The 12,132-nt window shown below is 71.6% G+C and carries 13 protein-coding genes and 1 tRNA gene; 3 read left to right on the forward strand and 11 right to left on the reverse strand.

Translation table 11 applies throughout. The features are described from left to right. Positions 1 to 73 precede the first annotated feature (73 nt). Positions 74 to 940 carry an ABC transporter substrate-binding protein gene (locus tag ACIBK6_RS16970; protein WP_399052191.1) on the reverse strand — a complete coding sequence of 289 codons (867 nt, stop codon included), beginning with the start codon at positions 938 to 940 and terminating at the stop codon, positions 74 to 76. Positions 941 to 1,159: 219 nt separating this feature from the next. Then, a complete protein-coding gene (locus tag ACIBK6_RS16975; RefSeq protein WP_399052023.1) occupies positions 1,160 to 1,843 on the reverse strand; it encodes a chaplin in 684 nt (227 codons plus the stop codon). Between the two features lie 293 nt (positions 1,844 to 2,136). Here ACIBK6_RS16975 and ACIBK6_RS16980 point away from each other — a divergent pair, with 293 nt between their 5' ends. After that, positions 2,137 to 2,949, forward strand: coding sequence for a hypothetical protein (locus ACIBK6_RS16980; RefSeq protein WP_399052024.1), 813 nt, complete (start codon positions 2,137 to 2,139; stop codon positions 2,947 to 2,949). Here the strand turns inward: ACIBK6_RS16980 and ACIBK6_RS16985 are convergent. Together ACIBK6_RS16985 and ACIBK6_RS16990 are read right to left on the reverse strand one after the other, a co-directional pair. After that, on the reverse strand, positions 2,934 to 3,650 hold the full coding sequence (locus ACIBK6_RS16985; protein WP_399052025.1) for an MgtC/SapB family protein: 717 nt from the start codon (positions 3,648 to 3,650) through the stop codon (positions 2,934 to 2,936). The genes ACIBK6_RS16980 and ACIBK6_RS16985 overlap by 16 nt on opposite strands. A 186-nt stretch (positions 3,651 to 3,836) precedes the next feature. Beyond that, positions 3,837 to 3,910, reverse strand: a tRNA-Pro gene (locus ACIBK6_RS16990). A 93-nt stretch (positions 3,911 to 4,003) separates the two neighbouring features. Here ACIBK6_RS16990 and ACIBK6_RS16995 point away from each other — a divergent pair. Then, a complete protein-coding gene (locus ACIBK6_RS16995) occupies positions 4,004 to 4,489 on the forward strand; it encodes a DUF309 domain-containing protein (protein ID WP_399052026.1) in 486 nt (161 codons plus the stop codon). Here the strand turns inward: ACIBK6_RS16995 and ACIBK6_RS17000 are convergent. From ACIBK6_RS17000 to ACIBK6_RS17025, 6 genes are all read right to left on the reverse strand, one after another. Further along, positions 4,479 to 5,108: a lactate utilization protein C gene (locus ACIBK6_RS17000; RefSeq protein ID WP_399052027.1), complete on the reverse strand. Its 630-nt coding sequence runs from the start codon at positions 5,106 to 5,108 to the stop codon at positions 4,479 to 4,481. The two genes, ACIBK6_RS16995 and ACIBK6_RS17000, sit on opposite strands and share 11 nt — an antisense overlap. Continuing rightward, positions 5,105 to 6,523, reverse strand: coding sequence for a LutB/LldF family L-lactate oxidation iron-sulfur protein (locus tag ACIBK6_RS17005; RefSeq protein WP_399052028.1), 1,419 nt, complete (start codon positions 6,521 to 6,523; stop codon positions 5,105 to 5,107). The genes ACIBK6_RS17000 and ACIBK6_RS17005 overlap by 4 nt, the downstream gene beginning before the upstream one ends. Continuing rightward, complete coding sequence (locus tag ACIBK6_RS17010; RefSeq protein WP_399052029.1) at positions 6,520 to 7,275, reverse strand: (Fe-S)-binding protein; 756 nt, start codon at positions 7,273 to 7,275, stop codon at positions 6,520 to 6,522. The genes ACIBK6_RS17005 and ACIBK6_RS17010 overlap by 4 nt, the downstream gene beginning before the upstream one ends. A 49-nt stretch (positions 7,276 to 7,324) precedes the next feature. Next, a complete protein-coding gene (locus tag ACIBK6_RS17015; protein WP_399052030.1) occupies positions 7,325 to 8,554 on the reverse strand; it encodes a cytochrome P450 in 1,230 nt (409 codons plus the stop codon). 160 nt (positions 8,555 to 8,714) lie between these two features. Then, positions 8,715 to 9,572, reverse strand: a complete 858-nt coding sequence (locus ACIBK6_RS17020) for a ketose-bisphosphate aldolase (protein ID WP_399052031.1) — start codon at positions 9,570 to 9,572, stop codon at positions 8,715 to 8,717. 54 nt (positions 9,573 to 9,626) lie between these two features. After that, positions 9,627 to 10,511 (reverse strand): SIS domain-containing protein, encoded by an 885-nt coding sequence (locus ACIBK6_RS17025; RefSeq protein WP_399052032.1) that lies wholly within the window; start codon positions 10,509 to 10,511, stop codon positions 9,627 to 9,629. Positions 10,512 to 10,652: 141 nt separating this feature from the next. Here ACIBK6_RS17025 and ACIBK6_RS17030 point away from each other — a divergent pair, with 141 nt between their 5' ends. Next, positions 10,653 to 11,432 carry a DeoR/GlpR family DNA-binding transcription regulator gene (locus ACIBK6_RS17030; RefSeq protein WP_399052033.1) on the forward strand — a complete coding sequence of 260 codons (780 nt, stop codon included), beginning with the start codon at positions 10,653 to 10,655 and terminating at the stop codon, positions 11,430 to 11,432. A gap of 73 nt (positions 11,433 to 11,505) precedes the next feature. Here ACIBK6_RS17030 and ACIBK6_RS17035 read toward each other — a convergent pair whose 3' ends face one another. Then, positions 11,506 to 12,105, reverse strand: a complete 600-nt coding sequence (locus ACIBK6_RS17035; RefSeq protein ID WP_399052034.1) for a TetR/AcrR family transcriptional regulator — start codon at positions 12,103 to 12,105, stop codon at positions 11,506 to 11,508. Positions 12,106 to 12,132: the final 27 nt, after the last annotated feature.

Raw genomic sequence — 12,132 nt, forward strand, 5'->3', positions numbered from 1 at the left:
CCGCTGTTGCGCCGCTTTTGGCCGATCCCGTACGCAATCCCGTGTACCACCACCCCGCCCGCACCGCGTCCCCTCACGCCCCTTCCAGCGCCTCCGCGACCAGCCGCAGGAAGGCCGCGTGAGCTCGGGCGCTGCACGGGGACTCCGGGTTCCAGGCAAGGACGCGGGCCCCGCTCTCCAGGGCGCGCCACGACGGGTCGGGCCGCAGCACCTCGAGTGGGGCGGCGTTCGACCGCACGTCCGCGAGGACGATGGCGGGGCGCAGTTCGGCCGCCTCGCGCCACCCGGTCGTGGACCAGTTGGCGCCCGCGTCCTCACCCGGCTCGATCAGGTCGACTCCGTACGCCGCGAGGTCCCGCAGCTCGGGCCAGGCCCGGGGCCTGGCGAGGTGGACCTGGTCCGGGCTCGCGGCGGACAGCGCGAGGACCCGCGGCCGGGGTGCCCGCGCGGCGGCCGCTCGCAGGCGGGCCTCGGCGGCGGCCAGCTCGGCGGTGTCCTGCGGCGCGGCCCCCAACGACCGCGCCAGATCGGCGAATCGGCCCCGCACCTGAGCCGGGGTGCGGGCCTGGCCCACGTCCAGGACGACCACCGGAACCTGCTCCTCCAGATGCTTGGCCGTCTCGGGGTCGAGCCCGTACACCTGGCCGCCGCCATAGCTGACCGCCACGACGAGCTCCGGTCCTGCGCCCAGCAGCGTCTCGGCGCCGAGGTCCGCACCCGCTCCCAGGTAGCCGACCTCGTCCAGCGGCAGCGCCCCGGACTTGGCGAGGTCGGGATCCGGGCCGTCGTGGAAGGACCCGAACAGCGCCACCGGACGTATCCCCAGGTCCCAGAGCGTGGCACCGGCCTGTATGTAGGCCACCACACGGGACGGGGGTGCCGCCGCCGTCGACAGCTGTCCGCGGTCGTCCGAGAATCGCCAGGCCGTCTTCTCCATCACGTCATCCGCCCCCAATGCGGTCGCGTTGCCGGCTCGTACGAAGCCGTACCCCGCTTCCCTGCCCAACGCCCGGGCGCATCACCCTTGTTCCCCGCCCGGACCCATCGAGGCCCAACTCCCCTACACATCAGTCTTGTTCGGTGCCCGAGTCGTGGTTCGCCGTTCGCACGACGATGGCCCCGGCCTGGAGGCCGGGGCCAGGGTGACATCGCGTACGAGCTACTGGCCGGTGCTGCGGAACCTCCGGTAGAGGACCGCGCCGCCCAGGAGCAGGGCCGCGGACGCGGGAATGGCGTAGCCGAGTCCGTCGGCGCCGGTGTGGGCGAGGACAGCGCCCTGCGTCGCGGAGACGGAGGACGCCTCCTGGGTGGGCGCGGCCTGGGTGGGCGCGGCCGGGGCCGGAGCCGGTACCACCGGCGCGGGCGGCGTGGCGCGGTGGTGCGGAGCCGGCGCGGAGTGGTTTGTGGAGGTGTTGCCGACGGCCGGGTTACCCACCCCGACGACGCTGACCGAGTTCCCGCTGACGTTCACCGGGAGATCGACCGGCAGCTGGAGCCCGTTGCCGGAGAGCACCCCGGGCGAATCCTTTGCCACGCCAATCGCGGAGGCACCACCGCCGTTGCCCGCGTGCGAGGAGCCCCGCTCGCCGTCGTGGTGGGCGGAGGAGGCGTTGACGCACGTGTTGCCCGCGGCGGGGTTGAGAAGACCGAGCACGTCGACGGTGTTTCCGCACGCGTTGACCGGGACGTCCACCGGAAGCTGGATGGCGTTGCCCGCCAGCAGTCCCGGGGAGCCTTCGGCGCTGCCGGCGGCGTCCGAGTCCGCGAACGCGTAACCGGTCGCGGCCAGCACGCCGCCCGTGGCCACCGCGGTGACCAGGCCTTTCATGGCGACCCGTCTCATGGGTTCCTGCCTTCCGGAGTCTGTCGCGGGACACTCGCCCGCACCACCATCAACGCGGAACATGCCTGAAGGGTTATGCCCGATACGCCCTTCACCCCATACGAGTGGCCCGCTTATCGATTCCGTCAGGAAAGGTAAGCTTTATTCTTTATCTACCAATATGCGGGCCCGCGACAAGGCGCCGTACACCTGGTCGAATGGGGCAGGGGGCGGCCCCTGGCCAGCGCGTGCCCCATGGCAGGATCGTCCGAAGGTCGGCGGGGAGTCCCTGGCCGGGGCGGGTCTGGGGGTTGATGGTGAGCGGCGACACGGAAGCCCGGGTACGAGCGGGAGAGCCGGAATCGGCCCCCGCGGAGGTTCGGCGACCCGTTGCCGCTCCGGAGACCGAACGGCTCGGCGCGGGCGAACGGAGCCTCAAGCGGTTCGCACGCTTCCTCGGACGGAACCTGCGCCGCGAGTTCCGCGCCATCGTCGTGGAGCCGGCCCGCGCACTGGTGCGGCGCGGCGTGCCCGGCGTCCTGCTTGCGATCCTCGCGTCCGCGGCGGTGCTCCTGTTGCACCAGGTGGACCAATCGCGGACCGGCGCGACGCTGGTGCGGCTCACCTCGCACGTGCGGGGCGACGTGTCGCTCCCCGTCGTTCTGCTGCGCACCCCCCTCTCCCTGTTCGTCCCCGCCCGCAACCTGGCGGCCTGGCCGGGCATACCCGTCCTGTTCCTCTGCGTGGCACTGGCCCAGCTGGTGCTCGGGCGCACCCGGACCGTGCTGGTGGCGTACGCCGTGTCGCTCGCGGGCACGCTCAGCGCCCGGGTCATGATCGCGGCGGGGCCCCAGTGGTGGGGGCTGCCGCCCGAAGCGGCCCATGTCATCGACACCGGGTCCTCCGCGGCGGTGGTCGGCCTCTTCGCCCATATCGCCACGGTGAAGCGGGCGCCCGTCCTGTTCCTGATCGCCGTCGTGCCGACCGTCGTCAGAGCCTTCGAGAAGCCGAACCTGGCGGGCCGCGAACACATCGTGGCCATCACCGTCGCCGTACTCCTGGGCCTCCTCGCCACCCGCAGGACCGGCCGGACCGCCCTCCCCGATCCGGCTCACTCGTCTTCGTAATTGCGGCTGCAAGCCACCACGCCCGCCACATCGGCGAACCGGGCCGTCAGGACGCCTGGGTCACCGCGGCCGACCGTCGAGACCAGGACCTCGGCCACGTCCCCCGTGCCGCCCGCCCTGACCATCTGCAGTCCGGCGACGGTGAACCCGCCGCGCTCGCACTGCTCCAGGAGTTCCTGCAGGAGCCCCGGCCGCTGCTCGTACGCGATCCGGAAGGTCAGCGCCAGCGACCGCATGGCCGGCAGCCGGTGGACCAGCGGGCGGACCGCGTACGCGGCGACGAAGTACGCGGCGGTCGCCAGTATCGCGAGCAGGGGAAGCCCCGCCGCGGCGGCCGCGCCCACCGCCGCCGCCAGCCAGATCGTCGCCGCCGTGGTGAGCCCCTGGACCGAACCCCGGTGCACGAAGATCACCCCGGCGCCGATGAAGCCGACCCCGGAAACGATCTGCGCCGCCACCCGGGACGGGTCGAGCGCGATGGTCCCGGCGTGCAGGACGTCGCTGAACCCGTACTTGCTGACCAGCGTGAACAGCGCCGCACCCACGCCGACCGTGGTGTACGTCCGCAGGCCCGCGGCCTTCTGGCGGATCTCCCGCTCCAGACCGATGGCCGCGGAGAGCAGGAACGCCAGCCCGAACTCACCGACCTGCAGCCAGCCCTGCCCGCTCGGCTCCAGGACCCCCGCCGTCAGCAGCGCCATCCCACGCCCCTTCCAACCCGGACTTCCCCATCGGCATGAATAGGCTTCCCTTACTTCCCCTACCCATACAGTCACATTCCATGACGCGCCGCCTGTCCGCCGAACCCGGCCCGCCCGTGACCGAAAACGAGCAGAGGCCGTATCGGAATGTTCCGATACGGCCTCTGCATGTACGACTCTTTCGAGTCGGGACGACAGGATTTGAACCTGCGACCCCTTGACCCCCAGTCAAGTGCGCTACCAAGCTGCGCCACGTCCCGGTGCCCGTCTGACCTGGGGTTTCCCCCGGCCGTTCGTGCATGAGAACCATACCGCACTCCGGGCCCCGATCAGGAACGGGGGACAATCGGCGCATGGAGAGTTCTGCACGCCGGGATCGTGACGCCGAGGGACGGGCGCGCAACGCCCGGCCCAGGGACGGGCTTGGCCGGCCGCTGCCCTATGGAGCGGAGGGGGTGGCACGGCAGCCGGAAGGAGTGGCTCGCTCGCCCGAGGAGACGCTCCGCGAGGCGCAGCGGCTGCTGGACGCGGGAATGCCGTTCCACGCGCACGAGGTGTTCGAGGACGCCTGGAAGACGGGGCCCGCCCAGGAGGAGGCGCTGTGGCGGGGGTTGGCGCAGCTCGCGGTGGGGCTCACACATGCGGCGCGCGGCAACGCGACGGGCGCGGCTTCCCTCCTTGAGCGGGGCACGGGTTCGCTGGCCCGGTACGCGGAACAGGGCGGCGTACCGACGTACGGCCTCGATCTCGGTGAACTCGCCGCATGGGCACGGGAGTTGACGAACCGCCTGCCGGGTCCGGTGGACGCGGCGGCCGAGGCTCCCGCTCTCAGGCGCTGAGCAGGACCACTTCGAGGGCGCGGGGGCCGTGGACGCCCTCCACCCGGTCGAGTTCGATGTCGCTGGTGGCGGACGGGCCCGAGATCCAGGTCAGCGGGCGGGTGGGGTCCAGGCGGGACATGGCCTGCGGTACGGACGCGACGACCTGGTCCGGGACCCGTACGACGCAGATGTGGTGGTCGGGGACGAGCGTGATGCGGCGGCGTCCCTGGGCTGGTCCGCCGTCCAGGACGATGGTGCCGGTCTCGGCGATGGCCAGGGCGCAGCCGGTGACGACGGCGGCCACGGCGTCGAGTTCGGCGGCCGTGGTCTGCGCGGTGTCGTCGACGCGCACGGCGGCGGCGGAGCCCAGCCACTCGGGCGGCAGCCCCGCCGGCACCAGGACGCTCGCGGACCCTCGTGCGGCGAGGAGCCGCGCCACGAGGGGCCCGACCCCGGCCGGGTCCGTGCGATGCACGGTCGCGCGGTAGTCGGCGAGGTTCTCGTGCAGCAGGTCGAGTACGGCCGCCGGGTCGTCCGGGGTGTGGCTCGTCAGGTAGTCGCGGGTGACGGCGGGGGCGGCGGGGGCGCCGTCCACGGCGGCTCGGACCCGGGCCAGGATGCGGTCGCGTGAGCTCATGAGCGGTTCTTCTTCCACCAGTCCCGGAAGGGTTCTTCGGGGAATGCGGGCAGGTCGCGGCTGTCGGTCCAGGCCGTCGCGCCGGGCGGCCGCTTCGGGTGCAGCCCGCGGGTCCTGGCCGCCGCCCGCTCCCCCGCGGCCAGCACCCGCGGACGGTCCATGGCCCAACTCGCCGCCTTCATCGCGGCCTTCTCCAGGCAGTGCCCCGGGCCGCCCTGTTCGGCGACCTTCTCGCGGAGGTGGACCAGGACCTCCGGGATGTCGATGGCGACCGGGCAGACCTCATAGCAGGCGCCGCAGAGTGACGAGGCGTACGGGAGTGAGGCGTCGATCTCGCTTGTGGTGCCGCGGAGTTGAGGGGTGAGGATGGCGCCGATCGGGCCGGGGTAGACCGAGCCGTACGCGTGGCCGCCCGCCCGCTCGTACACCGGGCACACATTGAGGCAGGCCGAACAGCGGATACAGCGCAGCGCCTGCCGGCCCACCTCGTCGGCCAGTGCGTCGGTGCGGCCGTTGTCGAGCAGCACGAGGTGGAACTCCGCCGGACCGTCGCTGTCGGCCGTGCCGGTCCACATGCTGGTGTACGGGTTCATCCGCTCGGCCGTCGAGGAGCGTGGCAGGGTCTGGAGGAAGACCTCCAGGTCCTGCCAGCTGGGGACCACCTTCTCGATGCCGACGACCGAGATCAGGGTCTCGGGCAGGGTGAGGCACATCCGGCCGTTGCCCTCGGACTCGAAGACGACCAGCGTGCCGGTCTCGGCGACCATGAAGTTGGCGCCCGACACCCCCACCTTCGCCCGCAGGAACTTCTCCCGCAGGTGCAGGCGGGCTGCTTCGGCGAGATCGGCCGGCGCATCGGTGAGACCGTCCGGAGCTGCCCTGCCCCAACTCCCCATCTTCTCAAGGAAGATGTCGCGGATCTCGCCCCGGTTGCGGTGAATGGCGGGGACCAGGATGTGGGACGGCCGGTCGTCGCCGAGCTGGACGATGAGCTCGGCGAGGTCGGTCTCGTACGCGTGGATGCCTTCGGCGGCGAGCGCTTCGTTGAGGCCGATCTCCTGAGTCGCCATCGACTTGACCTTCACCACCTCGCTCTCACCGGTGGCTCTGATCAGATCGGCGACGATCCGGTTGGCCTCGTCCGCGTCGGCGGCCCAGTGCACGGTGCCGCCGGCCGCGGTGACCGACTCCTCCAACTGCACGAGATAGCGGTCAAGATGGCGGAGCGTATGGTCCTTGATGCACTTGCCCGCCTCGCGCAGCTGCTGCCAGTCGGCGAGTTCGGCCACCGCCTTGGCGCGCTTGTCGCGGATGGTGTGGGTGGCGTGGCGCAGATTGGCGCGCAGGGTGGTGTCACGTACGGCGTCGTGTGCGGCCTTGGGAAACGCAGGCATGCCGATGAAGGTGCCGCTCATACGTGGGGCTCCGCTTCCGTACTGACAAGGATCTCGGCGATGTGCAGCGCCCGCAGCGGGGCGTCCTGGCGGTGGAGGATGCCGCCGATGTGCATCAGGCAGGAATTGTCGGCGCCGCACAGCACTTCCGCGCCGGTCGATACGGCGTTGCGCACCTTGTCCGTGCCCATCGCGGCCGATACATCGGGGTTCTTCACGGCGAAGGTGCCGCCGAACCCGCAGCACTCGTCGGCACCCGGGAGTTCGCGCAGCTCCAGGCCCTTCACGGCGTCGAGCAGTCTGCGGGGGCGCTCGCCCAGACCGAGTGCGCGCAGGCCGTGGCAGGAAGGGTGATAGGTGACGGTGTGCGGGAAGTACGCGCCCACATCGGTCACTCCGAGCACATCGACGAGGAACTCGGTCAGCTCGTACATGCGCGGCCCCAGCGATTCCGCGATCTCCGCCAGCTCGGCGCCGCGTCCCTCGGCGGCCGCCTTGCGGGCGATGCGCGGGTAGTTGTCGCGGACCATCGCCGCACAGGAGCCGGACGGGGTGACCACGTGGTCGTAGCCCTCGAAGACCCGGCCCATCCGACGCACCAGGGGCTCGGTCTCGTGCCGGTAGCCGGTGTTGAATTGCGGCTGCCCGCAGCATGTCTGCCCGGCGGGGAACTCGACCTCCACCCCGAGCCGCTCCAGGAGCTTCACCGTCGCGATGCCGGTGGCCGGGTACACCGCGTCATTGACGCAGGTGACGAAGAGTGCGACTCGCATGGTCGGAGGATATGCCGCACCGGGAGCGCGCGGTAGGACCGTGATCGGTTCACCAGACGAGTGGCAGTTCCTCCGGGGAGCGGTGGATCAACGTGGGCCGCATGGCGACCGGTCTGTCCTCCGCCAGGTGCAGTCCCGGCAGCCGCGAGGTGAGCTGCTCCAGGGTGATCCGCAGCTGTTCGCGGGCCAGTTGGGAGCCGGGGCAGCCGTGCACGCCGTACCCGAAGGCGAGATGGCGGGCCGGAGTGCGGGTGACGTCGAAGACGTCGGGCCGTTCATGGCGGCTGGGGTCGCGGTTGGCCGAGCCGTACGCGACGAACACCACGGTCCCGGTGGGCAGTTCGGTGCCGGACAGGACGACGGGGCGGGTCGTGACGCGGCGGAAGCCCTGGATCGGGCTGTCGTAGCGGGCGGCTTCCTCGACGGCGGCGGGAATCAGGTCGGGCTTCTCGCAGAGCAGTTCCCACTGCGCGCGGTGGCGCATCAGATGCAGCAGTGTCGATCCGATCAGCGCGCTGGTGGTGAGGTGCCCGGCGAGCAGGAAGTTCTGCAGATGGGCGACCATTTCGTGGCGCTCGTCGAGGGTGAGTTCGCCGGCGGCCGACCCGCCGCCGGGCGCGAGCGCGGTGATCAGAGCGGTGCACAGATCGTCCTGGGGGTGGGCGCGCCGGTCCCTTACGTATGTGTCGAGGAGATGCTGCAGCGCGACCACGTCACGGGCCGCCGCGAGCTGTTCCGCCTCCTCCATCGGCCGGAACAGCAACTGCTCGGCCCGGTGGCCGCCGTGCACGGCGAGCGGGACATCTGCCGGGTCCAGGCCGATCAGCCGCCCGATCACCTCGCCGGGCAGTTGGAGCGCGTACTGCGCCATGAGTTCGGCCGAACCGCGTTCCGCGAAGGCGTCGATCAGCGCCGAGGCCCGTTCGACGGCGTACGGAACGATCGCGGCCACGTGCGACGGCGAGAGGCCGTGCACGATCGGGGCGCGCAGCCGCTGGTGCAGGGCTCCGTCGGAGCTGACCACGACGGGGCGGCCACCGAAACCCCGGCCCATCTCGGCGAGCACCGCGGGCCCCGGAAGGACGTCGGGGCGCAGCGCGTTGGCGGAGGAGAACGCTTCGGGGCGGCGCAGCACTTCGCGCACATCCGCGTCGCGGGCCACCAGCCAGGCGTCGAGCTCCGGCACGAAGGTCAGACCCTCGGCGTGCCGGGCCCGCTCATAGTGCGGATAGGGGTCGCGCTGCAGCGCGTCGAGCCGAGCGTGCTCATGCCGGTCCACAGGCCCATCGTCTACGACGTCCGGCGACATCGGAAGAGCGCCGGGCGAGCGGAAGGGGGCGGACGTGGGGGCGGACGGTGATGGGAGCGCTCTCACCGCGAGGGCTGCTTGAGAGCACTCCCGCGGGAGCGCTCTCAAGGAACCGGGGCGTACCTACCCCTCAACTCGTCCCGTCGAGTACCCCGATGAGACGGGTGACGGTCGCCGCCATCGCCTGGCGGCCGACCGTCAGGTAGGTGCGGGCGTCCACGGCTTCGGGGTGGGCGGCGAGGTAGCTGCGGATGGCGTCGGTCATGGCGATGTTCAGCGCGGTACCGATGTTGACCTTGGCGATGCCGCCGACGACCGCGGCCGACAGTGCCTGGTCCGGGACTCCGGAGGAGCCGTGCAGGACCAGCGGCACCCGCAGGGCGCCGTCAAGCCTGGCGAGCAGGGCGTGGTCCAGTTCGGCGGTGCGCGAGGTCATGGCGTGCGAGCTGCCGATGGCGACGGCGAGCGCGTCCACGCCCGACTCGGCGACGAACTGCCGGGCCTCGTCTGGGTCGGTGCGTGCGCCGGGGGCGTGGGCGTCGAGCGGCGCCTTGCCGTCCTTGCCGCCCACTTCGCCCAACTCGGCCTCGATCCACAGGCCTTGGGTGTGCGCCCAGTCGGCGGCGGCGCGCGTCGCGGCCAGGTTCTCCTCGTACGGCAGGTGGGCGGCGTCGTACATGGCGGAGCTGAATCCGGCGTCGGCGGCCTGGCGCAGGAGTTCGTCCTGCTTGACGTGGTCGAGGTGGAGCGCGACCGGTACGGAGGCGGCCTCGGCGGCCGCGGCGGCGGCGCGGGCCAGCGGCAGGACCCGGCCATAGCGGAACTTGACCACGTTCTCGCTGACTTGGAGGACGACCGGTGATGTGGCCGCCTCGGCGCCCGCGATGACCGCTTCGGCGTGCTCCAGCGTAATGATGTTGAAAGCGGCGACCGCGCGGCGTTTGACGGCGGCTTCGGCGACGAGTGTGCCGGTCCGTGCGAGTGGCATCAGTACTTCCCCTTCGCCTGCGTCATGGTGATCTCTGTCATGAGCCCGGCCGGGTCAGGCGCCGTCGAGGATGACGGAGCGGGTGAGGTGGCGCGGCCGGTCGGGGTCGAGTCCGCGGGCGGCCGCGACGGCCACGGCCAGGCGCTGGGCGCGCACGAGTTCGGCGAGCGGGTCGAGGCGGCCCTCGATCCACCGCGCGCCGGTGGCGGCCACCTGGTCGGCCAGGCCTTCGGGGGCTTCGCCGAACATCCAGGTGGCGGTGGTGGCGGTGGAGATGCTGATGGGGCCGTGCCGGTATTCCATCGCCGGGTATGCCTCGGTCCAGGACAGCGAGGCCTCGCGCATCTTCAGGGCGGCCTCCTGGGCGAGGCCGTTGGTCCAGCCGCGGCCCAGGAAGGTGAACTGGGTGCAGCCCACCAGCCCTTCGGGCAGCGGCTCGGCGAGTGCGGTGCGGGCGTCGGCCTCGGCCTGCTCGGTGTGCAGTCCGAGGTGGGCGCGGAGCAGGGTGAGGGCGGTGGTGGCGAAGCGGGTCTGGACGACCGACTCCTCGTCCGCGAAGTCGAGTACGACGATGTCGTCGGCGGCCCGCATGACCGGGGTGGCGGGGTCGGCCGTGATGGCGGTGGTACGGGTCCGGCCGCGTACCAGCGTGAGCAGGTCGAGCACCTCGGTGGTGGTGCCGGAGCGGGTCAGCGCGACGATCCGGTCGTAGGAGCGTCCGGCGGGGAATTCGGAGGCGGCGAAGGCGTCGGTCTCGCCGAGGCCGGAGCCTTCGCGGAGCGCGGCGACGGCCTGCGCCATGAAGAAGGAGGTGCCGCAGCCGACGACGGCGACGCGTTCGCCGGGGGCCGGCAGGGCGTCCTTGTGCCGGACGGCCAGTTCGGCCGCCCGCTTCCAGCATTCGGGCTGACTGCTCAGTTCGTTCTCGACATGGCTCATGCCGGGCTCCCACCCTCTGGATCTGACGCGTTCCCATGCTTGTTTATGCAAAATATAGCTCGATTTCGAGCACAATCAAGCATTCAAGGGTGCGCTAAGGTCATTACGGACGGTTACCGGTACGAAGAACGGAGGGTGCGGATGTCGCGCGACGCCCGCTGGCAGGCACTGCTCGAACTCCTCGTGGAGCAGGGCCGCCTCGACGTCGACGAGGCGGCGGCGGCCCTCGGGGTGTCGGCAGCGACGATCCGCCGCGACTTCGACCAGCTCGCCGAGCAGCAGATGCTGGTGCGCACCCGGGGTGGCGCGGTCGTCCACGGCGTCTCCTACGAGCTGCCCCTGCGCTACAAGACGGCGCGGCAGGCCTCGGAGAAGCAGCGGATCGCGAAGGCGGTGGCGGCTCTGATCGCCCCGGGCGAGGCGGTCGGCCTGACGGGGGGCACCACGACGACGGAGGTCGCCCGCGCGCTGGCCGTGCGCCCCGAACTGGCTGCCGGATCACCGGCGTTGACGATCGTGACCAATGCGCTCAACATCGCGAACGAACTCGCGGTGCGCCCGCAGTTCAAGATCGTGGTGACGGGCGGGGTGGCCCGTCCGCAGTCGTACGAGCTCACGGGGCCGCTCGCGGGCGGGGTGCTGAACCAGATCACGATGGATGTGGCGGTGCTCGGCGTCGGCGCCTTCGATGTGACGCACGGGGCATCGGCGCACGACGAGGACGAGGCCGGCATCAACCGCCTGCTGTGCGAGCGGGCCGAGCGGGTCATCGTGGCCGCGGACTCCACGAAGCTGGGCAAGCGCACGTTCGCCCGGATCTGTGCGACGGCCCAGGTCGGCACGCTGGTCACCGACACGGCCGTGTCCGAGGAGACGGCCGCGTCGTTCACCGAGGCCGGGGTACGAGTCCTCGCGGTGTGACTGCTGGCGGGGACGGTGGCGGGCGCCAACACCGGGGCGGGTTGCGGCAGTTGCCCGGAACTCGCGCGTCCGGTCAGCCGATCCGCAGCGCCGGAAAGATGACCGACTCAAGCAGGCCGAGCAGGGTGTTCTCGCCGTGGAAGCGGTCCTCGAAGAGGCGCTCGACGCGCAGCATGCCCATGACCATGGGAGCGACGTAGCCGATCGCGGGATTGTCCGCGGCCACCTCGCCGCGTTCGACGCCGCGCCGGAGCATCGCGTCCAGTGCGGCGATCTCAGGGTTCAGAACGGTCTCGCGGAGGGCTTCGCGCAGGTCGGGGTGCTTGATGTAGGCCTGGCCGACGGCTTCCATCAGCTCGGTGTCGGGCCCCTCGCGCCGGCCGACCGCCCGGGCCGCCTCGCGCAGGTCCCCGGCGAGGGTGCCGGTGTCGATGCCGGTGAAAAAGGAGCAGCGGCTCTTGCCGAGCGCGGCCGTGACGAGCAGCGGCTTGCTCTTCCACTGCCGGTACAGGGTGGCCTTGCCGCACTTGGTGCGCGCGGCGACGCCCTCCATCGTCACGGAGTCGTAGCCGCCCTCTCTGAGCAGGTCGAGCACCGCTTCGTACAGCTCCAGCTCGCGCTCGGGGCTGATCTTGCTGCGGCGGGCAGCGGCCGTGGCGGCCTGCGTCGACATCGTTCCCTCCGGAGAAAACACGGGGTG

The organism is Streptomyces sp. NPDC050485 (assembly GCF_044458185.1).
Lineage (GTDB): Bacteria > Actinomycetota > Actinomycetes > Streptomycetales > Streptomycetaceae > Streptomyces.